22 protein-coding genes, 1 tRNA gene and 1 pseudogene are annotated in these 23989 nt (G+C 65.3%); 4 read left to right on the top strand and 20 right to left on the bottom strand.

Translation table 11 applies throughout. The features are described from left to right. Window positions 1–40: 40 nt before the first annotated feature. The 3 genes from ACFQ24_RS19310 to ACFQ24_RS19300 all read right to left on the bottom strand — a co-directional run bounded on the left by ACFQ24_RS19310 (window position 41) and on the right by ACFQ24_RS19300 (window position 2256). Window positions 41–676 carry an Isoquinoline 1-oxidoreductase subunit gene (locus ACFQ24_RS19310; RefSeq protein WP_380914187.1) on the bottom strand — a complete coding sequence of 212 codons (636 nt, stop codon included), beginning with the start codon at window positions 674–676 and terminating at the stop codon, window positions 41–43. 59 nt (window positions 677–735) lie between these two features. Continuing rightward, entirely contained in the window at window positions 736–1212 is a 477-nt protein-coding gene (locus ACFQ24_RS19305; protein WP_380914185.1) for a (2Fe-2S)-binding protein, read from the bottom strand. 111 nt (window positions 1213–1323) lie between these two features. Next, window positions 1324–2256, bottom strand: a complete 933-nt coding sequence (locus ACFQ24_RS19300; RefSeq protein WP_380914183.1) for a LysR family transcriptional regulator — start codon at window positions 2254–2256, stop codon at window positions 1324–1326. An 89-nt stretch (window positions 2257–2345) separates the two neighbouring features. On the opposite strand from ACFQ24_RS19300, the gene ACFQ24_RS19295 reads away from it, so the two are divergent. Next, window positions 2346–3167 (top strand): SDR family oxidoreductase, encoded by an 822-nt coding sequence (locus tag ACFQ24_RS19295; protein WP_380914181.1) that lies wholly within the window; start codon window positions 2346–2348, stop codon window positions 3165–3167. A gap of 107 nt (window positions 3168–3274) precedes the next feature. Beyond that, window positions 3275–3682 carry a lipocalin-like domain-containing protein gene (locus ACFQ24_RS19290; RefSeq protein ID WP_380914180.1) on the top strand — a complete coding sequence of 136 codons (408 nt, stop codon included), beginning with the start codon at window positions 3275–3277 and terminating at the stop codon, window positions 3680–3682. A 223-nt stretch (window positions 3683–3905) separates the two neighbouring features. Here ACFQ24_RS19290 and ACFQ24_RS19285 read toward each other — a convergent pair whose 3' ends face one another. The 14 genes and pseudogenes from ACFQ24_RS19285 to ACFQ24_RS19220 form a co-directional block, all read right to left on the bottom strand. Beyond that, window positions 3906–4292 (bottom strand): oxidoreductase C-terminal domain-containing protein, encoded by a 387-nt coding sequence (locus ACFQ24_RS19285; protein ID WP_380914178.1) that lies wholly within the window; start codon window positions 4290–4292, stop codon window positions 3906–3908. 2 nt (window positions 4293–4294) lie between these two features. Next, window positions 4295–4342, bottom strand: a pseudogene (locus ACFQ24_RS19280) (hypothetical protein); the annotation flags it as partial. A 216-nt stretch (window positions 4343–4558) separates the two neighbouring features. Further along, window positions 4559–4634, bottom strand: a tRNA-Phe gene (locus ACFQ24_RS19275). Window positions 4635–4684: 50 nt separating this feature from the next. Further along, the gene (locus ACFQ24_RS19270; RefSeq protein ID WP_380914176.1) at window positions 4685–4879 is read right to left on the bottom strand and encodes a DNA gyrase inhibitor YacG; all 195 of its coding nucleotides are present in this window, start codon (window positions 4877–4879) and stop codon (window positions 4685–4687) included. Further along, window positions 4869–5858, bottom strand: a complete 990-nt coding sequence (locus ACFQ24_RS19265) for a ribonuclease (protein ID WP_380914175.1) — start codon at window positions 5856–5858, stop codon at window positions 4869–4871. The genes ACFQ24_RS19270 and ACFQ24_RS19265 overlap by 11 nt, the downstream gene beginning before the upstream one ends. A gap of 65 nt (window positions 5859–5923) precedes the next feature. After that, window positions 5924–6496: a Maf family protein gene (locus ACFQ24_RS19260; RefSeq protein WP_380914173.1), complete on the bottom strand. Its 573-nt coding sequence runs from the start codon at window positions 6494–6496 to the stop codon at window positions 5924–5926. A 13-nt stretch (window positions 6497–6509) separates the two neighbouring features. Beyond that, window positions 6510–6728 (bottom strand): translation initiation factor IF-1, encoded by a 219-nt coding sequence (infA, locus tag ACFQ24_RS19255; protein WP_003049127.1) that lies wholly within the window; start codon window positions 6726–6728, stop codon window positions 6510–6512. A gap of 59 nt (window positions 6729–6787) precedes the next feature. Continuing rightward, window positions 6788–8065, bottom strand: a complete 1278-nt coding sequence (locus tag ACFQ24_RS19250; protein WP_380914171.1) for an adenosylmethionine--8-amino-7-oxononanoate transaminase — start codon at window positions 8063–8065, stop codon at window positions 6788–6790. A gap of 65 nt (window positions 8066–8130) precedes the next feature. Continuing rightward, window positions 8131–8562, bottom strand: coding sequence for a DUF4168 domain-containing protein (locus ACFQ24_RS19245; RefSeq protein WP_380914169.1), 432 nt, complete (start codon window positions 8560–8562; stop codon window positions 8131–8133). A gap of 200 nt (window positions 8563–8762) precedes the next feature. Beyond that, entirely contained in the window at window positions 8763–10802 is a 2040-nt protein-coding gene (locus ACFQ24_RS19240; protein WP_380914167.1) for a M13 family metallopeptidase, read from the bottom strand. Window positions 10803–10905: 103 nt separating this feature from the next. Then, window positions 10906–11538 (bottom strand): dethiobiotin synthase, encoded by a 633-nt coding sequence (gene bioD / locus ACFQ24_RS19235; protein WP_380914165.1) that lies wholly within the window; start codon window positions 11536–11538, stop codon window positions 10906–10908. Next, the gene (locus tag ACFQ24_RS19230) at window positions 11535–12659 is read right to left on the bottom strand and encodes an 8-amino-7-oxononanoate synthase (RefSeq protein ID WP_380914163.1); all 1125 of its coding nucleotides are present in this window, start codon (window positions 12657–12659) and stop codon (window positions 11535–11537) included. The genes bioD and ACFQ24_RS19230 overlap by 4 nt, the downstream gene beginning before the upstream one ends. Before the next feature lie 221 nt (window positions 12660–12880). Beyond that, on the bottom strand, window positions 12881–14785 hold the full coding sequence (locus ACFQ24_RS19225; protein WP_380914398.1) for an alpha/beta hydrolase family protein: 1905 nt from the start codon (window positions 14783–14785) through the stop codon (window positions 12881–12883). A gap of 147 nt (window positions 14786–14932) precedes the next feature. After that, the gene (locus tag ACFQ24_RS19220) at window positions 14933–15931 is read right to left on the bottom strand and encodes a sensor domain-containing diguanylate cyclase (protein ID WP_380914161.1); all 999 of its coding nucleotides are present in this window, start codon (window positions 15929–15931) and stop codon (window positions 14933–14935) included. Window positions 15932–16225: 294 nt separating this feature from the next. On the opposite strand from ACFQ24_RS19220, the gene ACFQ24_RS19215 reads away from it, so the two are divergent. Beyond that, entirely contained in the window at window positions 16226–16486 is a 261-nt protein-coding gene (locus ACFQ24_RS19215; protein ID WP_380914159.1) for a hypothetical protein, read from the top strand. Window positions 16487–16562: 76 nt separating this feature from the next. Here ACFQ24_RS19215 and ACFQ24_RS19210 read toward each other — a convergent pair whose 3' ends face one another. The 3 genes from ACFQ24_RS19210 to ACFQ24_RS19200 all read right to left on the bottom strand — a co-directional run bounded on the left by ACFQ24_RS19210 (window position 16563) and on the right by ACFQ24_RS19200 (window position 20835). Next, entirely contained in the window at window positions 16563–18686 is a 2124-nt protein-coding gene (locus tag ACFQ24_RS19210; RefSeq protein WP_380914157.1) for a sodium-translocating pyrophosphatase, read from the bottom strand. Window positions 18687–18922: 236 nt separating this feature from the next. Beyond that, entirely contained in the window at window positions 18923–19384 is a 462-nt protein-coding gene (locus ACFQ24_RS19205) for a low molecular weight protein-tyrosine-phosphatase (protein WP_380914155.1), read from the bottom strand. A 2-nt stretch (window positions 19385–19386) separates the two neighbouring features. After that, a complete protein-coding gene (locus ACFQ24_RS19200) occupies window positions 19387–20835 on the bottom strand; it encodes a helicase HerA domain-containing protein (RefSeq protein WP_380914153.1) in 1449 nt (482 codons plus the stop codon). A 374-nt stretch (window positions 20836–21209) separates the two neighbouring features. Here ACFQ24_RS19200 and ppc point away from each other — a divergent pair, with 374 nt between their 5' ends. Next, window positions 21210–23912, top strand: coding sequence for a phosphoenolpyruvate carboxylase (gene ppc, locus ACFQ24_RS19195; protein ID WP_380914151.1), 2703 nt, complete (start codon window positions 21210–21212; stop codon window positions 23910–23912). Window positions 23913–23989: the final 77 nt, after the last annotated feature.

Below are 23989 nucleotides of genomic sequence, written 5' to 3'. Positions count from 1 at the left end.
TTCGAAGGCCGCGGCGGGCTGGAATCTTCGCGTGGAGAATTCATGCGGGGCACCTCGCGCCGGTTTCGAGCCAGGCCTGGATGAGCGCACCGAACTCCGCCTGTGTACCCGGTGCGGGGCTGCGGGCGCCGCCCGGATGCCATGCCCAGCCGACGAGCTCGTCTTCCGTCATGTGGTGGAGCAGCGCGGCGCGATCCATGTGCGAGCGCGCCGGATCGAGCATCTGGCGGCAGATATCCCCAAGCGACTTGTCCTGCCAGGCCAGCTCGATCGGCGCGAGCTTCCATTTGGGATTGCCGGGCACACCCGACGCTTCGAAGTTCGCGCCGTGATGACAGGTCGAGCAGCGCAGCGTCGGTTCGCCTGCGTCGTCCGGGCCGCGCGATACCCAGGGAACGTGCGGTTGCATCGCGTCGGTTTGCGTCGGCCGACCATTGCGGGGATGGCAATTCATGCAACGCGGATGCTGGATCACGCGCCCGGCTTCCGCGAACAAGGCGAGCGAGCGTACTGCGGGATCACCGATCGAGGCGAATGACGCAACCGGTCGGAGGTGCGCCACATCGTTCTTGGGCGGCGCGGCAGCGATGGGCTCGGGTTGCGGCAAGGCGCGGGGCCATAACGCAATCGCTGCGATGAGAACGATGACGCCGATGATGATCGCCAGAAGCGGCATGCAACCGATCCGAAGTCGGCGACGACGGGAGGTTCCCGCACGGGCTGGACGTCGCCACCTCACGCCGTCTTCGCCTGAGAAGGCGACGATCCCGCTGCGTCATGAATCGCCGCCCGGATGCGGTTGTAGGTTGCGCACCGGCAAATGTTGCCACTCATGGCGCGATCGATATCGTCGTCGGTTGGAACAGCCTTTACGCGGAGCAGCGCCACGGCGCTCATGAGCTGGCCCGACTGACAGAACCCACATTGCGGCACGTCGCGCCTCACCCAGGCAGCACGCAGAGCGTCCGCTTCACGCCCTTCAACCGCTTCGATCGTGATGATCTGTGACCCAGCAGCTGCTTCCAGGGGCAAGGAGCAGGAGCGCATGGGCTGGCCATCGACATGCACGGTGCAAGCGCCACACTGGGCGATCCCGCAGCCATATTTAGTGCCCGTGAGATGCAGCGTGTCGCGGAGCACCCACAGAAGCGGCGTTTGCCCATCCTCCGCTATCTGATGGGCGTGGCCATTGACCACGAGTGCGAACGACATACGACTGGCTCTATTCTGACGGGAACATTGCCTCAGGATAGGATGCTCACCCTTAACAACGAAGGCCTGATCCTTCGAAAAACTTGCCTAAACCGCCATAATGCAAGACGTTTACGAGGCGACTGGGTCACGGTTTCCGTGAGGCGCCGAGTTTGGATCCGTGGACCGAACAACCTCGATAAACGCACGCAGCGCCGCGGGAAGATGCCGGTTGCGAGAATAGTATAGGCACAGACCGGGGCCGGGAGGAGACCAATCATCGAGCAGGGTGATCAAGTGCTGTTCGTCAAGCGCCAGGCGCGCATAGGATTCCGGAACGAACGCTATGCCCAAGCCGCCGATCGCCGCCTCGATCATCAGTGTGTTGTTGTCGAGGGTGACATCGCCCGGCACGTCGACCGCAAGTTCCTCGCCGTCCCGCGCAAACTCCCAACGATAGGCCTTACCGCTGGGCAAGCGCTGCCGAACGCAACGATGGCGTTGTAGGTCTTGTGGGGTTTGCGGAGTTCCGTGTTCGGCGACATAGGCCGGTGCGGCGACCGCGATGAATCTTGTGTCCCCTCCGAACGGCACTGCAACCATGTCCTGCGGCACTGCCTCGTAAAGCCGTACACCCGCATCAAACCCTTCCGCAACGATGTCGATCAGCCTCCCATCAGTGAGCAGTTCCAGCGACACATGGGGATACTGCCGTAGGAAGGCGGGAACGGTGTGCCGGAGTAGCCACCGGGCGCCCCCTTCGTTGGCGTTGATGCGCAACACACCGCCGACTGCGCCGCCGTCGCGACCAACCGCGCCGAGCATCTCGTCCATTTCGCGCAACATCGGCGCTAAGCGGGCGAGCAACTGATTTCCCGCTTCGGTGAGTGCAACGCTGCGGGTAGTCCGGTGAAGAAGGCGTGTGCCGAGCCGGCGTTCCAACGCTCGCAGAGCATGGCTAAGCGACGAGCGCGAGACGCCCGCCAGATCCGCAGCGCGGCGGAAGCTACGCTGCTGCGCGACTGTGACGAACGCCCTCAACTCCGGCAAGCTGACATCAATCATTGGTGTGTTTCCTTCACCAGCCCATGCTGATTAGTGATGCTTATCATGTCGTCGAGGCGCTCCTAACTCATGTTTCAAAGGAGTTTGCCATGAAGTCTTGGTTCATCACCGGAGCGTCCTCGGGCCTTGGCCTTTCGATGACGCGCAAGTTGCTCGAACGGGGCGATTTTGTTCACGCGACGGTTCGCCGTAGCGATGCCATGCAGGATCTGGCGCAGCGGAACGGCGACCGCCTGAAGATCATCGAGCTGGAACTCACCGATACCAGGTCGCTTCGACAAGAGATCGACCGCGCATTCGCGAACGGCCGGATCGATATCGTGGTCAGCAACGCTGGCTACGGTCTCTTTGGCGCCGCCGAGGAGCTTTCAGATGCCCAGATCGACCGCCAGATTGCGACCAACCTGACTGCATCCATTCAGCTCATCCGGGCGGCGGTCCCACATTTGCGGGCGCAGGGCGGCGGTCGCATCCTGCAGGTATCGTCAGAAGGTGGACAGGTCGCCTACCCGAATTTCAGCCTATACCACGCGACGAAATGGGGGATCGAAGGTTTTGTGGAAGCTATCGCTCAGGAGGTCGCGCCGTTCGGCATCGATTTTACCATCATCGAGCCTGGGCCGACCGGGACTGGCTTTGGCACCGCTCTGGACCGCGCGCCGGAGAACCCAATCTACGACGACACCGCGGTGGGCCAAGTGCGCCGGGCGATCGCGGATGGCAGCTTCGTTATCAAGGGTGACGTTGAGCGGTCGGCCGATGCCATGATCACCGCTGGCGATGCGGCCGTGCCAGCACGGCGCGTCGCCTTGGGAAGCGTCGCTTACCACAATATCGAGCGCGAACTCTCGCGGCGTCTCGATGAGTTGCACGGGCAGCGAGACGTGGCTTACGCGGCAGACCGATCATGAGGCGGTTGGCAAGCCCCGCAATCGTAGCCACTGTCGCCTTAAGCACGAGCGTGGTATTTGCCCAAGCTAAGCCTCCCCGGCCAAATGAGGTTCTGGGCACCTGGCGAATGGTCTCGGCTACGCTTGAGGAGAATGGCGAGGTGCGCCATCCTTACGGCCTACGTCCCGCTGGCATGTTGGTCTTCACGACGGATATGCACTTCGTCGAGGTCTTGACCGATGCCGACACCCCGCGCTTCACTTCGGACAGGCGAGGGGAAGGGACGGACGCGGAAAATCGACGCGCTATGGGCAGCAGCATCGGCTTTTTCGGCACCTACACCGTGGACCAGAGCGGACGCTTCACTGGCAATCGGGTTGAAGGAGCGACTTTCCCGAACTGGATTGGTAGCGTGCGTGGGACGCGAGAGCTGAGCCTCTCTGTACGCGGGGACAGGATGTTCGAGAACTTCACGCGCCCCGACGGTGGCTCGGTGAAAGCGGAATTCGTTCGCGTGAGCTCGCCGGTCCGATAAGCTTGCAGGTTGGGGACGGTACATAGGACCGAGATAGAAGAGCCTTACGTCAATATAAATGGAGTTGGGAAAGATCAAAGTCGGCAACGTAACAATGAGTAACCATATATCAATGAATAAATATTCATTAACTGATGAATCACTGAGAATTTTTAATGTAACATGCCGCTCAACTGCTCGCTATAATCCCTCAGCCTCAAAGGAGAAAAACGCGCACCAGCCTTCACCAGCTTCCTACCCCGTATATATTGTCTTTAACACGTTTCACGCAGTCCAGTGCGATGACCCTGCCTTGCCTCAGATAGACAACCGAAAAGGCCCGCTTTCCGGGATCGCCGCGGACGACCACTTGATCGTGACCCATCGATAGTTCGACCGTCTGCAGCTTCGGATCATACTGATTCGACCAAAACCATGGAGTAGCAGCATAGACCTGCTCGTGACCGTTGAGGGCGAGGGCGCGTGCCAGCTTCTTGTGGGTGGACGGGTTGGCGCCACGCTCGAGCAGCTTGCTGGCTTCCAGGCGCTTCTCCCGAGCCTCCTTGAGCGAGACTTCGGATAAACGCCGAGCGCCAAAGTCTGCCGCTTGCCACGATGGGAGAAATTCCACCGCCAGTATCGCGAGCCGGTTGGGTTCACGAGCAGATAGAGACCATGCATGCCACCGACCTTGAACGGCTTCTCGCGGAGCCCGACTTTACGGATGGCGGCATCTGTAAGCATGGCGGTGTTTTCCCGGTTTCAGTGCCAAGAATAAATACCGCTGGCGCGCCCAGGTGACAAGGCACGGAGGCGGACGCGGGCGGACGAGATACCGCAAACGGGTCGAATATACCGTCAATTCCGGACGGCTATGGACATGAAAAATAAGGGAAATGGTGCCCGGGGACGGAGTCGAACCGCCGACACTGCGATTTTCAGTCGCATGCTCTACCAACTGAGCTACCCGGGCACGGGGCTTTCGGGCGGCCGGGCCGCCGGATGGAGGCGTGCCTATAAGCGTCAATCCGCTTCGCTGTCCAGCCCTTCGGCATCATTTTTTTGCGCCATCGGATCGGCCGGCGCGCCGGCCACGCGATAGCCTTCGGCCAGCCACTGGAGCAGGTCGCGATCGCGGCAGGCGGGGCTGCAGAAGGGGCGCGAAGCGGGCTGCGAGGGCTGGCCGCAAATGGGGCAGGAGGCGGGTTTAGGCGACATGGCCTGCCGATATGGAGAGTGCCGCGTCGCTTGCCAAGGCGATCGCGCCGCCGCGCCTGCGGGCGAGCTGCTCGATCCAGTCCGGGCGCTTGTGCAGCAGGTCGATGATGGCGGGCGCGGCGGTGACCGTGGCGGGGCCGCCCTGGCCATGCCGTTCCGCCCGGCGCAGCAGCGCCATGGCGGCGGTAAGCAGCGGATCCTCGCGCAGCAGTTCCATGAGGTTGGCGCGCTCCCGGCGGCGGATGATCTGAAGGAAGCCGAAACCGTTCACCGCCGTGCGCTCGAAGGGGAGCGGCAGATATTTATCGATCTGCGCGGCGGCGATCGTGCGCTCGTCCTTGTTGTTCATGGTCGGCAGATCGATACCGATCGACCCCGCAAGCCCCATGCGGCGGACGGTTTGCGCCGCGAGCTTCGCGCCCTTGGGGCCAAGCTGCGCGGGCGGGAGCGAGCCGTCCACGTCGATCAGCAGCATGGCCGGGGTCAGATAGAGGCGCAGGGCGGCGGCTTCCGTGCCGACCTCGCCGCTCATCGCCTCCTCCATCAGCTCGCTCCAGCCATGCGCTTCCAGCCGGTCTTCCTCATGCGCGGGGCAGGGGAGGACGGGGATGCCGGTCGCGCGGATGCGTTGAAGCAGACTGGGGCCGCGATGCGGCTTGACGCCCTGCGGCGCGACGCGGGCCTTGGCGCGTTTCGGGCGGCCTTCTTCGGGGACGGCTTCGCGCAGGATTTCGACGAGGACGTTGGCGCCCTCGGCCAGTCGGGGCGGGATGGGTTCGAGCAGCGCCTCCTCGCCCGATATGAGGCGCACGACGCCCCGCTTCTTTGGGATGAGGGTGGCGACGAGGCGGCCCTGAACGACCGCGCCGGCACGGACGGCGTCGCTCTCGCGCTCCACCAGTGCCTCGACCAGCTTGCCATGTTCGATCAGCGCGGCGCGGGCCTCGCCGATCCCTTCTTCATAGAGCCATTCGGCCATGTGCGTTATCCTGTTGGTCGGGATGGTCGAACCGGGACATGGATCATGTCCCTTGCCATCCCTCCTCAGTCCAGTGGATAGCCCGCTGCCTTGAGCAGCGCGCGGGTTTCGTAAAGGGGCAGGCCCATGATCGCGCTATGGCTGCCCTGGATCGCGCGGATGAGGCCGGCGGCGCGGCCCTGTATCGCATAGCCGCCTGCCTTGCCCCGCCATTCGTCGCTGGCGATATAGGCATCGACCTCCGCCCGGTCGAGCCGCTTGAAGATGACGACATTGGCCGAAAGCCGGTGGCGCGCGCGACCCTCGCCATCGATCAGGGTGATGGCGCTCCACACGCGGTGGCGGCGGCCGGAGAGCAGGGCGAGGCATCGGCGCGCCTCTTCCGCGCTTTCTGCTTTGGGCAGGATGCGGCGGCCCGCGGCGACCACGGTGTCGCCCGACAGGATGAGCGCGCCGGGATGCCGCAGCGCCACGAGCGCGCCTTTTTCAGCCGCGACGCGCGCGGCATAGGCGTCAGGCAGCTCCGCCTTCAACGGCGTTTCGTTGATGTCGGCCGGATCGACCGCATCGGGCACGACGCCGATCTGGCCCAGAAGGTCGCGCCGTCTGGGGGAAGCCGAAGCCAGGATGAGCCGCATCGTGATCTGCGGCTTATTTGAAGCGGTAGGTGATCCGACCCTTGGTCAGGTCGTAGGGAGTGAGTTCGACGAGCACTTCGTCGCCCACGAGAACGCGAATGCGGTTCTTGCGCATCTTGCCGGCCGTGTGGCCGAGAATTTCGTGATCATTTTCCAGACGCACGCGGAACATGGCGTTGGGGAGAAGCTCCACAACCTGTCCGCGCATCTCAAGCAGTTCTTCTTTGGCCATAATATCCCGGATATGCGTAAAATCGCGCCGCCATAGCGCCAAATGGTGCAAAATGAAAGTCAGGCTTGCGTGCCGTATCTGTCACCGGCGGCATGCAGCGCCGCGAAGATCGCATCGAGCTGTCCGGCATCGAGGCAATAGGGCGGCATTAGGTAGATGGTGTTGCCCAAGGGGCGCAGCAAGAGGCCCTTTTCCAGGAAAAAGGCGCGCAGGCGCGGCGCGAGATCGGACAGGTATCCGGCGTCGGGCGCGACGAGGTCGATCGCCGCGATCGCGCCCAGCTGGCGCGGGTTGGCGTAGGCGGGATGGCGGGCAAGATCGGCAAGTCGTGAGGCGATGCCGGCCGTAAGGGCTGCGATTCGCCCGAGCACATCCTCCTCGCACCAGATGGCGATGTTCGCGGCTGCCGCGGCGCAGGCGATGGCGTTGGCGGTGTAGCTGGACGAATGATAGAAGAGCTTCGCCCGGTCGGTGGAGCGATGCGCGTCGAAGATCGGGCCGGTGGCGAGCGTGGCAGCGAGGGGAATGGCGCCGCCGGTGATGCCCTTCGCCACGGCCATGATGTCCGGCACGACGCCCGCCTGTTCGCAGGCGAAGAGCGTGCCGGTGCGGCCCCAGCCCGTCATCACCTCGTCCGCGATGAAGAGTACGCCATGGCGGCGGCAGATGGCGGCCATCTCCCGCAGGACGTGGGCGGGATAGACGAGCATACCGCCCGCGCCCAGAATCAGCGGCTCGACGATGAAGGCGGCGGGCTTTTGCGCGCAGGCGGCCTCCAGCGCGTCCAGGCAGGTCTGTTCCGATCCCGGAGCAGGGAAAGGAATGGTGCCGACGTCGAACAGCAGCGGCGACCAGGCGGCGTTATAGACGCCCCTTTCTCCCACCGACATCGCGCCGATCGTGTCGCCATGATAGCTGCGCTGCAGCACCAGGATGCGGTGGCGGTCTGGCTCGCCGCGATTGTGCCAGTATCCAAGCGCCATCTTCAGCGCGACCTCGACCGCGGTGGAGCCGCTGTCGGAATAGAAGACATGGGCGAGGGTCGGCTGGCTAGGGGCGCGGGGGGCGAGATCGATCAGGCCCTGCGCGACTTCTTCGGCCGGACCGTGGGTGTAGCCGGCGAAGATCAGCTGATCGAGCGTGGCGGCCTGTCGCGCGATGGCGGCGGCGATGCGCGGTTCGCAATGGCCGTGGGTCGTTACCCACCAGCTGGAAATGCCGTCGATCAGGGTGCGGCCATCCGCCAGATGCAGCAACGCGCCTTCCGCGCTGACGACCTGCGGGATCGCCTCTTCAAGGCCATGTTGGGTGAAGGGATGCCAGACTGGAGAGGCCATGGCCGCGCTTAGCGCGCAAAAAAGGGGAGGCCAAGAGCCTCCCCTTCGTCCTCTCTAGCTGCGGCTTACTGCTGTGGCGGAGTCGCCGGCCCAGCAGGGGTGGCAGGCGCGGCCGGCGCGGCCGCTGCCGGAGCGGGCGGCGCTGCTGCCTGAATGCGCTGCTGCAGGGCCGGATCGGCGGCGGCGGCCTGACCGATCTGGTTGAACTTTTCAGGCGCGATGCCCGAAGCCTGAAGCGCGGCGACCATCTTGGGCTGCTTGTCGGCATCCGCGATGGACGTGTCCTGCTGAATCTTGGTCACTTCGACGGCGGCGGCCGCGAACTGCTTGATGTCGGCGTCGCTGAAATTGCCTGCAGCGGCTGCGGGTGCCGGCGTTGACGCAGCTGGGGCGGCCGGCGCGGCGGCGGGGGCGGTTTGCGCCCACGCGGGAAGAGCGGCGAACATAGCGGCCGACGCGATACCGACCTTCAGAAATTTGCTGTTGAGACCCGTCAACTTTCTTCTCCTCTGTCGATCAAACCTGTTGATCAGACTGACAAGCTGGGAAAAGCGTTCCGTGAAGGGAAGAATGGAACGGCGAGTCGTGCGATTCAGGGGACAATGAGTCCGCGCGGCACGCTCTGTCGGAAGAATGAAACGGGTCGTCCGGGCGATAAATAGACGGGCCGGATTTACTATCCGGCCCGCATCCCGCCTCACCAGATTTTCACGCGATCCTGCGGCGCGAGATAGATTTTGCCTTCGAGGGCCGGTTTAAAGGCGTCATACCAGCTGTCGAAGTTGCGCACGATGTCGGCGCGATATTGCGAGGGGGCATGCGGATCGGTCACCAGCCGCTGGCGCAGGTTCGCTTCGCGATAGTTGCGCCGCCACACCTGCGCCCAGCCCAGGAAGAAGCGCTGGTCGCCGGTCGTGCCGTCGATCACCGGTGCCTTCTTGCCCTTGAGCGAGGCATGATAGGCGTCGAGCGCCACGGCGAGGCCGCCCAGATCGCCGATATTTTCGCCCAGCGTAAAGGCACCCTTCACATGCGCGCCGGGGAAGGGTTCATAGGCGTCATATTGCTTTACCAGCTTGTCGGTCAGCCCCTTGAAGTTGGCGACGTCCTGATCGGTCCACCATTGGTTGAGCTTGCCGGTTTCGTCATATTTCGCGCCCTGATCGTCGAAATGATGGCTGAGTTCATGGCCGATCACCGCGCCGATGCCGCCATAATTGACCGCCGGGTCGGCATGGGGATCGAAGAAGGGCGGTTGCAGGATTGCGGCCGGGAAGACGATCTCCACCATGCCGAAATTGGCGTAGGCGTTGATCTCCATCGGGGTCATGCCCCATTCCCAGCGATAGATGGGCTTGCCCAGCTTGCCGACATTATAGGCGAATTCGAACGCGTTGGAGCGCATCGCGTTGCCCAGCAGGTCGTCGCGTTTGATCTCAAGTCCCGCATAGTCGCGCCACTTGTCGGGATAGCCGATTTTGGGCGTGAAGGCGGCGAGCTTCTTGTGCGCGCGCGCCTTGGCGGTGGCGCTCATCCACGGCAGCGCGTCGATGCGGCGGCCCATTGCGGCGAGCACGTTCTTCACCAGCTCGTCCATCGCCGCCTTGGTTTCCGGCGGGAAATATTGGGCGACATAGGCCTTGCCCACCTCCTCGCCCAGCGACTCCTTGAGGAAGGTGACGCCGCGCTTCCACCGTTCCTCACGCTCAGGCGTGCCGGACAGGGTGGTGCCGTAGAAGGCGAAGTCGGCGTTCGCGATGCTGTCGGGCAGATAATCGGCGTAGGCGTGCAACGACGAGAGCAGCAGCCCGTCCTTCAGCACCTGGATCGGAGCCTTGGCGATCAGCGCGGCCTCGCCGGTGACGGCGCTGGGCTGGGCGACGAGCAGGTCGGCGGGCTTCAGATCGTTCGCGCCATAATAGGCGGCAAAGTCGAAGCCGGGCGCGGATTGCTGCAACTGCGCCAGCGTCATCTTGTTATAGGTCTTGTCGGCGTCGCGGCTGTCGATCTGGGTCCAGTGGACCTTGGCGACTTCCGTCTCGAACGCCATCAGCGCGGCGGCGCGGGCCTTCGCGTCGTTCTCGCCGGCCAGGGTCAGCATCTTTTCCAGATGGGCGACGTAAGCGGTGCGGATCGCCGCCATCTTTTCGCCCTGGTCGAGATAATAGTCGCGGTCGGGAAGGCCGAGGCCCCCCTGCGTCATCGAGAGGATATAGGTTTCGGGATCCTTGTCGTCCTGGCCCACATAGAAGCGGAAGGGGCCGCGGATGCCCTGTCGCGCGGCCTTGGCGGCGACGCGCGCATAGGCGGCCTTGTCGTTCACCGCCTTGATCTCGGCCAGCCAGGGCTGGATCGGCGCCAGGCCCTTCGCTTCGACAGACGCCTTGTCCATGTAGGAGGCATAGGCGTTGCCGATCCTGCTGGCGGGGCCGGCCTGAGCCGCTTCGAGGATGCCGCGCGTGCGCTTCTGCGACAGTTCCTCCAGCACGGTGAACGCGCCATAGTTGGACTTGTCGGCCGGGATCGGCGTGTTCTTCGCCCAGGTGCCGTTGGCATGATCGTAGAAATCGTCGCCGGGCTTCACCGACCTGTCCATGCCGGCGGCGTCGAAGCCGTAGGTGCCGTATGTGGGCTTGGCAGCGGCGGCCGTGGCGGGCGTCGCGGCCTGCTCGGCATAGGCGGCGGTGGCCGCGAGGGCGAGCGCGCTGGCAGCAGCGCCCAGGAGGAATTTGTTCATCGAAGCGTCCCTTGCTTGTGACGATGCGCCGCTTCTGGCGCGATCAGCCTGCGCTGGACTTGAACGCCCGTCAAACAGGCTTGTCCATGTCGTTGGTCGAAAATTATCGCCGGTTGAAAGTTTCGGAAAGGTCGATGTGGGCAGCGAAGGCCGCGGCGAGGCGGGACGCGTCGAGCGGATCGAGCAGCGGCAGGCGGCCGAGCGAGGCTATGCCGGCCAGATGCGGGACGATCCGCTCATTTTCCGCATGTGGATCGCCGATGAAGGCGATGCCGGCGATGGGGATGCCGCGTGCCTTCAGCGCCTCGATGCTGAGCAGGCTGTGGTTGATGGTGCCGAGCGCGGTGCGGGCGCACAGGATCACAGGCTGGCCCCAATATGCAAACAGGTCCGCCATGGTCAGCGTCTCGCTGACGGGGACGAGCAGGCCGCCCGCTCCTTCGACCACCAGCGGGCCGTCCACTTGCGGCAGCGCCAGTCGAGCCAGCTTGATCTCCACCCCGTCGATCCGCGCGGCGAGATGGGGGGAGGCGGGCGTGGTCAGCCTGTAGGCTTCGGGCAGGATGCGCGCGGCGGGGAGGCCGGACAGGGCGGCGACCGTGTCGCGATCTCCTTCCGGTTCGAGGCCCGCCTGGATCGGCTTCCAGTAATGAGCGCCAAGCGCGCCGGCGAGCCCGGCGGCGAACACCGTCTTGCCGACGCCGGTGTCGGTGCCGGTGACGACCAGCACGCTCACGCCACGATCCGCCGCAGTTCCTGCCCAAGCGCTGCGACATCGGCGCGGCTGGCGTTGAGCGTCAGGGAGATGCGGAGGCGGCTGGTGCCTGGCGGGACGGTGGGCGGGCGGATGCCACGTACGTCGAAGCCGGCTTCCTGCAGGGCGGCGGCGGCGGCCATGGCGCGGCTGTCCTCGCCCAGGATGACGGGCACGATCTGGCTGCGTGGCGCAGGCAGGCCGAGGGGCGCGCAGATGGCTTCGGCGGCGTCCTCGCGCAGGATCTTCAAACGGTCCCGCAGATCGCTGGCTTGCTCGATCCGGTCGAGCGCGGCGGACACCGCGACCGCCATCAGGGGAGAAGGCGCGGTCGAGAAGATGAAGGAGCGGGCGCGGTTCACGAGATAATCGATATGGATGCGTGGGCCGCAGATCAGCGCGCCTTCCGCCCCCATCGCCTTGCCGCAGGTGTGCAGGGTGATGACATTGTGCCGCCCGTCAAGGCCAGAGGAGAGGCCGCGCCCGCCGGGGCCGAAGACGCCGGTGCCGTGCGCTTCGTCCAGCAGCAGCATCGCCTCATTCTTCGCCGCCACTTTCGCTAGGTCGGCCAGGGGGGCCATGTCGCCGTCCATCGAGTAGAGCGTCTCCACCGCGATCCAGATGCGGCCCTTCCCCCCTTCGGCGCGGAAAGCGGCGATGAGGTCCGCGACGCTCTGAACGTCGTTGTGGCGGGCGAAGACGGCGGTCGCCTTGCTCATGCGGATGCCGTCATGGGCGCTGGCGTGGATCAGCTCGTCCGCGACGATCAGGTCGCCCCGCTGCGGCAGGGTGGCGAAGAGCGCGAGATTGCCGGCATAGCCGTTTGCGACGAACAGGCTGGCCTGGGTGCGGAAGAAGTCGGCGGCCTTCGCCTCCAGCCCTTCATGTTCCGGGGCATTGCCGCGCAGCAGCCGCGATCCCCCCGACCCCAGCGGTACGCCGCGCGCCAGCGCGTCCGCCACCGCCTGCGCGATGATCGGATCACCCGAAAGGCCGAGATAGTCGTTGGAGGCGAAATCCCGCCCGGTTCGGGGCGAGAGGTGTCGCAGCCGCCCGCGCTGCTCCAGCGCGGCAAGCTGGGACCGGAAGGGTTCGGCAGTCATGGGGCGCGCTATAGGCCCGCCAGCAAAAGCCGGCAAGCCGCGCTTAACTTCGCATATTTCCCGCAGAATGCGTCATGATGTTGCAGGGCAAGGACATGGAATTTCCTACGTCCTTCCAAGCCATGGCTATCCATTCCCTGCCTGCATGATCGACATATGGGCACGGGCGGCGGGATAGGACATCCCACCGGCATGCCTACCATGCCGATCAGGGCGGCCCATCAGGACGGATTATGCGCCCGAAGGAAGGTGTCGAGCTGTTGAAGAAATTCCAGCCGGTCCGCCTCGCGCGAGAAATGATGGTCGCCCAGCGGCTGTTCGACATAGACATAGTCGCGCCCCGCGACCTTGCCCGCCGATTTCAGCCTGTCTGCCATATTGCGCGACTGGGTGACCTGGACGCGACGATCCTTCTTGCCGTGCATCAGCAGGATGGGCGTGGAAAAACTTGCGGCGAAGTTGATCGGAGAGACGGCCGCGAAGTCCGGCGCCTGTTCCTTCATCCAGTCCTTGCGCGTGCCGCTGTTGAGGAATTGCGAATCGTACCTGACCATCGCTCCCAAATCCGACACGCCGGCATAGGACACCGCGCAGCGATATTTCGATCCGTCGCGCTGGGCCGCACGCATCGCGGCATAGCCGCCATAGGAGGCGCCGACCATGCACACCCGCTTTGCGTCGGCGATCCCATCCCTCACCGCCCAATCGACCGCGTCGTTGAGATCGTCCTGCATCGCGAGGCCCCATTGCCCCTCGCCCTTTTGCGCGAAGGCGACGCCATAGCCCGAAGAGCCGCGATAGTTGGGCTGAAGCACGGCATAGCCGCGCCAGGCGAGGAATTGCACCCACCAGTCCCATCCCTCCGTATCGCGGGCGAAGGGGCCGCCATGAGGCATCAGGATGAGGGGCAGGTTCTTCGCCTCGCGCCCGGCCGGCAGGGTGAGGATGGCGGCGATCTCCAGCCCGTCTCGCGCCTTGTAACGGATGGTCCTGACCGGCGACAGGTGCGTCTTGAGCGGGAACTGATCGCTAACGCGCGACAGCAGGCTCATGGCACCGGCGGACGTGTCGTAGAAATAATAGGCGCCGGGCTGATCCGGGGCGCCGACATGGATGATGAGGCGCTGCCCGTCGCGGCTGGTGGATATGATACGGGCGCGACGGTCGCCCACCGCCTTGTCCACATCGGCCTGGATCTTGGCGAGATTGGCGTCGAACCAATGCACCGAAGGCGCGTCGCCAGTATAGTAGACGCCGGCCATACCCGTGCCGGCCGTGTCCTCCTCTATCCCGTCAATGTCGAAACCAGGTGCATCGAACAGCTTCTTGCCCAATTCCAGCGTGTCGAGATTGAGTTCGTAGAGCGCGTCGGTGCCGCCCTGATTGTCGCTGGCGATGGCGAGGGAGGGATCGGCGGTGAACAGGAGCGGCGCGATCAGCGATTCATCCTTGCGCCGGTTCGCCCGATCCACGACGTGGAAGGCAGCCTTTGCGTCGGGGCGATAAAGCAGCTTCGCCATGCGGCTGTTGTCATTATAGCCTATGCCCATGCGGACGGTTCCGGCAGCGTCGGCATACCAGCTGCGCACATATTCCCGCGACGCGACGACATTGTGTCGCCGGCCGGTGCTGACGTCGACTTCATCCACCTGCGGCCAAAAGCCGCGGTCGGAATAATAGATGGAGCTTTGGTAGGAGAGAAGGATGCGTGGACTGCCGTCGCGCGCCATCCAGATCACGTCGCCGGCATTCTGCGCCGCGACATTCTTCGCGATCACGTTGATCTTGCTACCATCGGCCTTCACGCCGGCGACGCGGGTGAGATACCAGGGTGATCCTTCGACATCGGTTTCAGCTCCGAAGCCGATCACCAGCCAGTCGTCATTGACCCATTTCCACCAGTTAAGGTCGTTGTCGCCCAGCGGGATCATCCGTACATTCTTCTCGCCCTTGTCGAAAATGTCGGCGATGATCAATTTCTGTTCGCCGCCGATCGCGATGCGGCTGGCGACGCGCGTGCCGCTGGGCGAAAGCGCCGGCGCGTTCATCATCGGCAGCGCGGCGAAATCCTGAACCGTCCATTGTTTGGCCTGCTGCTGCGGCTGTGCCGTTTGCGCCAGAGTCATTGACCCCCACAGGCTGGCTACCATCGCCAGCGCCCCCGTAAACCGCCCCATTCTTCCCCCGAAGCTCGCTTCAAACCCCGCAAATCTAGTGCGCAACGATTGTCCCGTCATTCGGAAAATGGCGCTCCTAACAGCATGTCGCCCGCGTCAGGCGGCGCGCAGCGAGACGCGGGGCGCCAGCATCGCGCGATTGCGCCCGCCGCGCTTGGCGGCATAAAGGGCCGCGTCCGCCGCGCCGATCCAGCTGCCGCTGGTGACGCGATGGGGATCGATGGCGGCGACGCCGAAGCTGGCGGTGACGCGCAGCGGCGGATCGTGCGGGATGGTGAGCGCGGCGATGGCGTCGCAGAAACGCTGAGCCGCGAGCACGGCTTCCGTCTCGCCCGTTTCCGGCAGCAGCAGCCCGAACTCCTCCCCGCCAAGCCGGCCGAACGCATCGCTGGGGCGGGAGAGGGTGTGGCAGAGATCGGCCACCGCCTCTATCACCCTGTCGCCGGCGGGATGGCCGTGGGTGTCGTTCACCGCCTTGAAATGATCGATATCGAGCAGCAGCAGTGCGGCCGGACGGCCATGCCGCAGATAGAGCGCGATCTGGCGGTCGACGGCGGCGACGAAGGCGCGGCGGGTGAGCGCGCCGGACAGCGCGTCCCGCTCCGCCAGCAGGCGCAGCTCCATCTGCTCGACGACAATTGGGGCAAGACCCCGAAGCGCGGCAAGCTGTTCGGGCGCGAAGTCGCGAACGCGCGTGTCGATGGCGCAGAGCGATCCCACATTATAGCCATCGGCCGTGCGCAAAGGGACGCCGGCATAGCTGCGGATGCCGGGGTCGCCCGTCACCAGCGGATTGTCGCAGAATCGCGCATCGGCCTGGGCATTGGTGATGACGAGGGGTTGGTCCTGGCGGATTGCATGATCGCAGAAGGCGACGCTGCGCGGCGTTTCCGATGCGGCAAGGCCGGGATGCGACTTCAGCCATTGCCGGTTCGTATCGACCAGCGAAACGGCTGAGATCGGCACGTTTACGAGTGTTCGCACGAGATCGGTAATGCGGTCGAAGGCGCTGTCGGCCGGCGTGTCGAGGATGTCGTAGCGGCGCAACGCGGCGATGCGGCCGGGTTCGTCGGTGAGCTTGTCCTGGGGCGCCATATGTCCATCCGCTGCATTGACACTGCCGCGGATCGCCCTCTCCATCCGCGATGGAAAGAAGGTGCACGGACGCGGTTGAGAAAAAGTTAACGGCCGGCGCAAAGGCAGCGTGTGGAAATAGTCCGAATAACTGGCAATATGAACGAATAGTCAGGGAATATTTTTCATATTGCTTCTAAGCAAATTGTCGTGATGACGCATTTCTGCGGTTTTTCGTGAATTGGCACGGCCTCTGCAAAGCTCGTGATGTGCTCACAACGGGCTACGCCAGACTAACCAGGGAAGGACATCATCATGAAGACCATCGCTTTTGCCGCCGCCGTCATCGCCGCCACCGTCGCCGTTTCGGCCGCTTCCACCCCCGCCTTCGCGCAGGCTGAAGGCCGCTTCGGAACCGCCAAGGTTACCTATGACGAGAAGACCGATCGTTACTGCTTTCGTGAGAACGTCACCGGATCGCTGGTGCCGGTATCGGTGTGCCGCACCAAGACGGACTGGGCCAAGGATGGCCTGACCATCCACCACAAGCCCGCGGTCGTGCTGGCCCAGCGCTGAGGGCGCGGCATGACGCGCAGCAAAAGGCCCGGCCGGATGCACCGGCCGGGCCTTTCGCGCATTTGCAGGTCAGTTATCAGCCGCCATGCGCCAGTGCCGCGAGCAGCAGCAGCGCGACGATATTGGTGATCTTGATCATCGGATTGACCGCCGGGCCGGCGGTATCCTTGTAGGGATCGCCCACCGTGTCGCCCGTCACCGCCGCCTTGTGGGCTTCGCTGCCCTTGCCGCCATGATGGCCATCCTCGATATATTTCTTGGCATTGTCCCATGCGCCGCCGCCCGAGGTCATCGACAGGGCGACGAACAGGCCGGAGACGATGACGCCGAGCAGCAGTGCGCCTAGCGCTGCGAAGCCGTTATCGGTCCCGGCGACCGCCGCAATCGCGAAATAGACGACGATCGGTGCCAGTACCGGCAGCAGGCTGGGCACGATCATTTCCTTGATCGCGGCGCGGGTGACGAGGTCGACCGTGCGGGCATAGTTGGGACGGGATGTCCCCTCCATGATGCCGCTGTTGGTGGCGAACTGGTCACGCACGTCCTTCACCACGTCGCCGGCCGCCCGGCCCACGGCGGTCATCCCCATCGCGCCGAACAAATAGGGCAGCAGGGCGCCCAGCAGCAGGCCGACGATGACATAGGGATTGGACAGGCTGAAATCGACCGGCGCGGTGAGGCCCAGCGCCGAATTGTAGAATTTGAGATCTTCGGTATAGGCGCCGAACAGCACCAGCGCGGCGAGGCCCGCCGATCCGATGGCATAGCCCTTCGTCACCGCCTTGGTGGTGTTGCCCACCGCGTCCAATGCGTCGGTCTTGACCCGGACGCTGTCGTCCATATGGCTCATTTCCGCGATGCCGCCGGCATTGTCGGTGACGGGACCATAGGCGTCCAGCGCCACCACCATGCCTGCGAGCGCCAGCATCGCCGTCGCCGCGAAGGCGATGCCGATGAGGCCGGCGAGCTGATAGGCGACGATGATGCCCACGACGATGACGAGCGTGGGAAGCGCGGTCGATTCCAGGCTGATGGCGAGGCCCTGGATGACGTTGGTGCCATGTCCGGTTTCGGACGCTTTTGCGATTGAGCGGACCGGGCGGTAATTGGTGCCGGTATAATATTCGGTGATGACCACCAGCAGCCCGGTGACGGCGAGGCCCACCATCATCGACCAGAACAGCGCCATGCCGGTATAGCCGCCCACGCCGTCGAGGTCCGCGCCGAAGACGGCGTTCATGTTGCCCAGCACCTGCGCAGTCACATAATAGATGGCTGGGATTGACAGGATCGCCGTGGTCCAGAAGCCCTTGTAGAGCGCGCCCATGATCGACTGGCTGGCGCCGAGCCGCACCATATAGGTGCCGATGATCGAGGTGATGATGCAGATGCCACCGACCGAGAGCGGGAGCGCCATCAGCCGCAGCAGGAAGCCATTGTCGACGCCGGTGACGAGCAGCGCGGTCAGCACCATCGTCGCGCCCACGGTCACGACATAGGTCTCGAACAGGTCGGCCGCCATGCCCGCGCAGTCGCCGACATTATCGCCGACATTGTCCGCGATGACGGCGGGGTTGCGGGGGTCGTCCTCCGGAATGCCGGCTTCCACCTTGCCGACGAGGTCCGCGCCCACGTCCGCCGCCTTGGTGAAGATGCCGCCGCCAAGGCGCGCGAAGATGGAGATGAGGCTGGCACCGAAGGCCAATGCGACAAGGCTGTCGATGACGAGCCGGTCGTCGGGCGCATGGCCGGCGGGGCCGACCAGATACCAGAAGAAGACGCTGATCGCGAGCAGCGCGAGGCCGGCCACCAGCATTCCGGTGATAGCGCCTGCCCGGAACGCGACCGTGAGGCCGCTTTGCAGCGTTCCGCGCGACGCTTCGGCGGTGCGGACGTTTGCACGCACGGAGATGTTCATGCCGATGAAGCCGGCCGCCCCCGACAGGATCGCACCGATGAGGAAGCCGACGGCCGAGGTGAGGCCAAGGAACAGGGCGACGAGGACGGCGACCACCACGCCGACGATGGCGATGGTGGTATATTGACGGGCGAGATAGGCCTTCGCCCCCTCCTGGATCGCTCCCGCGATCGCCTGCATGGTTTCATTGCCGGGCGACGCGCTCAGCACCTGGCGACTGGTGAATAATCCGTAGAGCACGGCCAGCAGGCCGCACCCTATCGCAATGATGACGATGTCCATGCTTGTTCCTCTCCCCCTTCTGTTATGGAATCATCGCGCGCTCCGCAGGGAATGACGGACGGGCGAAGGGCATGGAGGCAGGCGGCCGGACGGCAAGGGTCCGGTGCAGGGCACTGCGGCAATCAGCATCGGGGCATGGCACAGGATACGCGCTCCAGCCGGCTGAGAATTAAGGCAATGAAGCTACAGCGCTTGCCGCCCGCGTCAAGATGGGGCTGTCCTGATATGGATCAGCGTCAGGAAAGCCCCGCCACGATGGCGCGCGCCGCACGGCTGACATCGTCCCAGGTGACGGCGAAGCCGGCCTCGTCGCCAAAATAGGGATCGGTGACGCCTGTGCCTTCGCGGCCGGGGACGAGGTCCATCAGCAGGCTGAGCCCGGCGGTGCCGTCCGCCGGGCGGAGGCGGCGCAGGTTGCGCAGATTGTCGGCGTCTAGCGCGTAGATGTGGGTGAAGCGGCGGAAATCGTCGGCGCTCACCTGCCGCCCGCGATAGTGGGAGATGTCGATGCCGGCACTCAACGCCTGCCGCTGGGCGCGGGGATCGGGTGGGCAGTCGACATGCCAGTCGCCGGTGCCGGCGGAATCGACGGTGAGGGCGAGGCCGGCCCGATCCGCCTCCACCCGCAGCGCCGCTTCGGCAAGGGGTGAGCGGCAGATATTGCCGAGGCAGACGAAGAGGATGGAGGGCTGGTTCACCTTCACCCTTCCGCTGCGGCGGTCGAGAGGCCGAGGCCGGGGACGCCGATCGAGCGTTTCCCTGAGAAGTCGGTGCGGGCGACGATGACGCCCAGCTTCTCCATATAGTCGATGAGGCGGCGGACGCGGCCGGGCGAGCTGGTCCCATAGGCGCGGGCGAGCGCCGCGTCGTCGGGGCAGGGCCGGCCGTCGAGCGCGGCGCGGGCGATGAGGAGGAAGGGGGCGAGCATATCCTCCGGCACGGGGGCGGCCGCGGAAATCGCGTCCTGCCAGCGGGGATCGTCGGCGTCGGCCATGCCCGCCTGCGCCATGGCGAAGCGCTTGCGAAAGGCGGGCAAGTCGAGCGGCGATTGTCTGAGGCCGCGCATCCGGCAGCGGACGCCGAAATCCTGATAGAGGCTGGCGACCGACGGCGCAGCGTCGCCCAGATCGGCGACGATCTCCTCCAGAACGGCGATCACGATGGGTTCGTTCTGCCCGAAGTCGAGTTCCGGCGCGGCGGGTTTCGCCTGCGGCGCGTCGGCCAGCTGGCGCATGATGTCCTCGGCAGGGCGCGGCGGCGGATCGGCGCGGGGCGGGGGAGGAGGCGCGTCCTCCTCTTGCCTTGCGAAGAGCAGTTCCTGAAAATCCTCGCCGCTGGTGACGGGCGGCGGCATCAGCTTGTGCGATCCGCCGCGCGTGCCGGTTTTCACCGCGCCGATCTTCACATTGACCGGCCGGCGGGCGATGGCGGGACCAAGGCCCAAGAAGCGGCCGCGTTCGAGATCGCGGATCTGTTCGGCCTGCCGCCGCTCCATGCCGAGCAGGTCGGCCGCGCGCGCCATGTCGATGTCGAGGAAGGTGCGGCCCATGAGGAAGTTTGAGGCTTCGGCCGCGACATTCTTGGCCAGCTTGGCGAGCCGCTGGGTGGCGATGACCCCGGCAAGGCCGCGCTTGCGGCCCCGACACATGAGGTTGGTCATGGCGGCGAGGGAGAGCCGGCGCGCCTCGTCCGACACTTCGCCGGCGGCCACGGGCGCGAACATCTGCGCTTCGTCCACCACGACGAGCGCGGGATACCAATGATCGCGCGGCGCGTCGAAAAGGGTCGATAGGAAGGTCGCGGCGCATTTCATCTGCGCTTCGAGTTCCAGCGCGTCGAGGCTGAGCACCACCGAAGCGCGATGTTCGCGGATTCGGCTCGCCATGCGGATGATGTCGCGCTCATTATGGTCGCCCGCGTCGATGACGACATGGCCATATTCGTCCGCCAGCGTGACGAAATCGCCCTCCGGATCGATCACCACCTGCTGCACCATGGCGGCGCTTTCCTCCAGCAGGCGGCGCAGCAGGTGCGACTTGCCCGATCCCGAATTGCCCTGAACGAGCAGGCGGGTGGCGAGCAATTCCTCCACGTCTACAGTCACGTCCTTGCCGTGGCTGTCGGTTCCTATGCTGATGCTGGCGGTCACGAGGTGGCTTTTGGCGCGGCAGGGCGCGGAGCGCAAGGGCGGGGGGGCCATCGACAGGCGACAGTTGGGTCACGGGGCCGAAGTTCACACCGTCGTGGCAATGGGCCGACGCGAATCCGCCGAAAAACGGGCGAGACGCGCTTGCGGCGCGCCAGATGCGCGTCCCCAGGGTCATGCCGAGGGCGCGGTCAAGCCATGAGGACGCGACAGCAGGGTCACGGTTGCGCGCCACCAGGGTCACGGCCCACAGCCAAGGAAAGTGCGCACGATCGACATGCATTCAGCTAGATCAGAGGCCCGGCGGTTAGGAAAGGGCCGGTGCCCGGAGAGCCTTTCACTTGACCGTCCTGTTGCTGCGGTGCAGCATTGGCACCATGGCGACTCTGGCATCCAATCCGTCCGCTCCGGCGATCACGCAAAACCCCGACATCCGCTATCTCGGGCGGCTGCTGGGCGACGTCATCCGGGCCTATGGCGGGGAGAAGCTGTACAAGCAGACCGAATATATCCGATCGGCCTCAGTCGACCGGGCGCGCGGGGTGCAGGGCGCGGACCTGACGGATACGGGGCTGGAGGCGCTGAGCCTGGACGATACGCTGGCCTTCACGCGCGGATTCATGCTGTTTTCGATGCTCGCCAACCTGGCCGAGGACCGGCAGGGCGTGGCGGCCGAGCCGGGCGCGGATGTGGCGTCCGCGATCGAACGTCTGGAAGCGGAGGGCGTCGGGCGCGGGGCGGTGCTGGACCTGCTGTCCAACGCGCTGATCGTGCCGGTGATGACCGCCCACCCGACCGAGGTGCGGCGCAAGAGCATGATCGACCACAAGAACCGCATCGCCGAGCTGATGCTGCTCAAGGATGCGGGTCGGGCCGAGACGGACGAAGGCGAGCAACTGGACGAGGCGATCTTCCGCCAGATCGCCCTGCTGTGGCAGACGCGCCCGTTGCGGCGGGAAAAGCTGTTCGTCGCGGACGAGATCGAGAATGTGCTCGCCTATTTCCGCGACATCTTCCTGCCGGTGCTGCCGGCGCTCTACGCGCGGTGGGAGCGGGTGCTGGGCGCCCGGCCGCAAAGCTTCCTGCGCGTGGGCAACTGGATCGGCGGCGACCGGGACGGCAATCCCTTCGTCCAGGCCGAGCAGCTGGAACTGGCGCTGAAGAAGGGATGCGGCGCGGCCATCGCCTATTATCTCGATGCGCTGCACGCGCTGGGGGCGGAACTGTCGCTGTCCACCGAACTGGCCCATGTGCCGCAGGCGGTGCTGGACCTGGCCGAGGCGAGCGGCGACGTGTCGCCCAGCCGAAGAGACGAGCCCTATCGGCGGGCGATCAGCGGCATCTATGCGCGGCTGGCGGCGACCTGCACTGCGCTGACGGCCACGCAGCCGGCGCGGCCGGCGAGCCTCAAGGGCGAGGCCTATGGCAGCCCGCAGGAGCTGCGCCGCGACCTCGTCACGGTGGCGCAGGGGCTGGCGAGCGAGGGCGACGGCGCGCTGGCGACCGGCGGAGCGCTGGGGCGGCTCATTCGCGCGGTCGAGACGTTCGGCTTTCACCTCGCCACGCTGGACATGCGGCAGAACAGCGCGGTGCATGAGCGGGTGGTGGCCGAGCTGCTGAAACAGGCGGGGGTGGAAAGCGACTATCTGGCGCTCGATGAATATGCGCGCATCGCGCTGCTGCGGCGCGAGCTGGCGAACAACCGGCCGCTGGGCGCGCCCTTCTCCGACTATAGCGATGAGACGGCGTCGGAACTGGCGATCGTCCATGCGGCGGCGCAGGCGCATCGCACTTACGGCCCAGCCTGCATCACGCACTACATCATCTCCAAGGCGGAAAGCGTGTCCGACCTGCTGGAGGTCAACATCCTGTTGAAGGAAGCGGGGCTGTGGCGCGCGGGAGTGGATGGCGCGCCGCCGCAGGCCGCCGTCATGGCGATCCCGCTGTTCGAGACGATCGCCGACCTGGAGGCCGCGCCCGGCATCATGACCGCCTATTTCGGCCTGCCCGAGATTGCCGGGGTGGTGAAGGTCCGCGGCCATCAGGAAGTGATGATCGGCTATTCCGACAGCAACAAGGATGGCGGTTACATCACGTCGACCTGGAGCCTCTACAGGGCGAGTCAGGCGCTGGAGCCGGTGTTCGCCGAGGCGGGAGCGGCGATGCAGCTGTTCCACGGGCGCGGCGGCGCGGTGGGCCGGGGCGGCGGATCGGCGTTCAAGGCGATCCAGGCGCAGCCCAGGGGCAGCGTGCAGGGGCGCATCCGCATCACCGAACAGGGGGAGGTGATCGCCGCCAAGTTCGGCACGCGCGACGTCGCCATGACCAATTTGGAGGCGATGACCAGCGCCACTTTGCTCGCCAGCCTGGAGCCGGACCCGATATCGGCGCGCGACGCCGAGCGCTTTGGCGGGGCGATGGATGCGCTGTCGAAAAGCGCCTTTGCCGCCTATCGCGACCTCGTCTACGGGACCGAGGGGTTCAAGGAATTCTTCCGCCAGCTGACCCCCATACAGGAGATTGCGGGCCTGAAGATCGGGTCGCGGCCGGCGAGCCGGACCAAGAGCAATGCGATCGAGGATCTGCGCGCCATTCCATGGGTGTTCAGCTGGGCGCAGGCGCGGGTGATGCTGCCGGGCTGGTATGGCGTGGGCCATGCGCTGACCGCGTTCGAGGACAAGGCGCTGCTGGCCGACATGGCGCAGCATTGGGCGTTCCTGAAATCCGCGCTCGCCAACCTGGAGATGGTGCTGGCGAAATCGGATCTGGGCATCGCCGCGCGCTACCTGCCGCTGGTGGAGGATCAGGCGAAGGCGGACGAGATTTTCGGGCGTATCCGCGACGGATGGGCGCGCACGCATGACGGGCTGCTGGCGGCGACGGGCCAGTCGCGGCTGTTGGAGAAGAGCCCGGCGCTGGACTCGTCGATCCGGCTGCGGCTGCCCTATATCGAGCCGCTGAACCTGTTGCAGGTGGAGCTGCTCAAGCGCCATCGCGCGGGCGAGGAGGATGCGCGGATCAAGGAAGGCATCGAGCTGTCGATCAACGCGATCGCGACGGCGCTGCGGAATAGTGGGTAGGTTTAATGCCATCATTCTCGTCACCCCGGACTTGATCCGGGGTCCCGCTACTCTTCTCAAGTAAAGCGGGACCCCGG

This window comes from Sphingobium olei, assembly GCF_042678845.1.
GTDB lineage: Bacteria > Pseudomonadota > Alphaproteobacteria > Sphingomonadales > Sphingomonadaceae > Sphingobium > Sphingobium olei.
The sequence above is the reverse complement of the archived record's forward strand: the minus strand, read 5'-3'. Positions and strand labels throughout refer to the sequence as shown.